Source organism: uncultured Ferrimonas sp., assembly GCF_947489035.1.
Lineage (GTDB): Bacteria > Pseudomonadota > Gammaproteobacteria > Enterobacterales > Shewanellaceae > Ferrimonas.
Window position 1 is genome coordinate 1 of record NZ_CANLCI010000062.1, and the last position, 980, is coordinate 980.

General features: G+C 48.1%; 3 tRNA genes. All 3 read left to right on the forward strand.

Annotated elements, in window-relative coordinates:
- Positions 1-77: transfer RNA gene (locus tag Q0796_RS18060), tRNA-Met, on the forward strand.
- A 29-nt stretch (positions 78-106) separates the two neighbouring features.
- Positions 107-182, forward strand: a tRNA-Asn gene (locus Q0796_RS18065).
- Between the two features lie 159 nt (positions 183-341).
- Positions 342-418, forward strand: a tRNA-Met gene (locus Q0796_RS18070).
- Positions 419-980: the final 562 nt, after the last annotated feature.

Genomic DNA, 980 nt, shown 5'->3' on the forward strand with positions numbered 1-980 from the left:
CGCGGGATGGAGCAGTCTGGTAGCTCGTCGGGCTCATAACCCGAAGGTCGTTGGTTCAAATCCAGCTCCCGCAACCACTTCTCTTACAATAGAGAACACAATCTGTTCCCCTTTAGTTCAGTCGGTAGAACGGCGGACTGTTAATCCGTATGTCGCTGGTTCAAGTCCAGCAAGGGGAGCCACTATTTCGGATCACCTTATTCCACCGGTAGAACGGCGGACTGTGCTCTAGTTAGAATCGGCGTATGTCGCTAACTCAAGTTCAGCAAAGGGAGCCACTATTTCGTTAATTGATTTCGGTCGGTTAACTGCTCGGAAGCGAGGTTAAATACTAATCCGGACGCGGGATGGAGCAGTCTGGTAGCTCGTCGGGCTCATAACCCGAAGGTCGTTGGTTCAAATCCGGCTCCCGCAACCAGTTTATAAATAAAAAACCAGCCTCGCGGCTGGTTTTTTTATTTCTCGGATTTATAAGGTAAAATTAGGCTCCATGTCTCGTTTCCGTCACGAGCAATGTCACGCATACGTCACAGAAACAATCCTCTCCTAAATCACTAAAAAACCGCTCCGTGACCTCCAGGTGACATCAGAGCCCAAAGCCAGCGAAATGCAAATTGCATAAATTCGCAAAATCTCATCAAAATCGACCTTAACCCATTGTGGCATCCCTACTATCTCGGTCACGGTGCACCATGGACGTTGATGTACCTAAAAGGCTCTCTACGCACTTTCTCCCTTCTTTCAAACAACGACGCTAACCTGTTCAACCAGTTTCTTAGGGGGCCTTACAGGGCGCTAAGTTGCTAAAGTCAAACTAAGTGCCACGCCCCCAAAAAAGTGGCCCACTTCAAATTTGGTCAAACTTGCTGACCCAACTGTACTGTTTTGTTATGTCGCTCGATGTGTAGTGGTCAACTAAATTTGGCCACGGCTTCGTAAGTTTTCCTGTATCTTCGCTCTGACTCATTGGGCGTTAAACC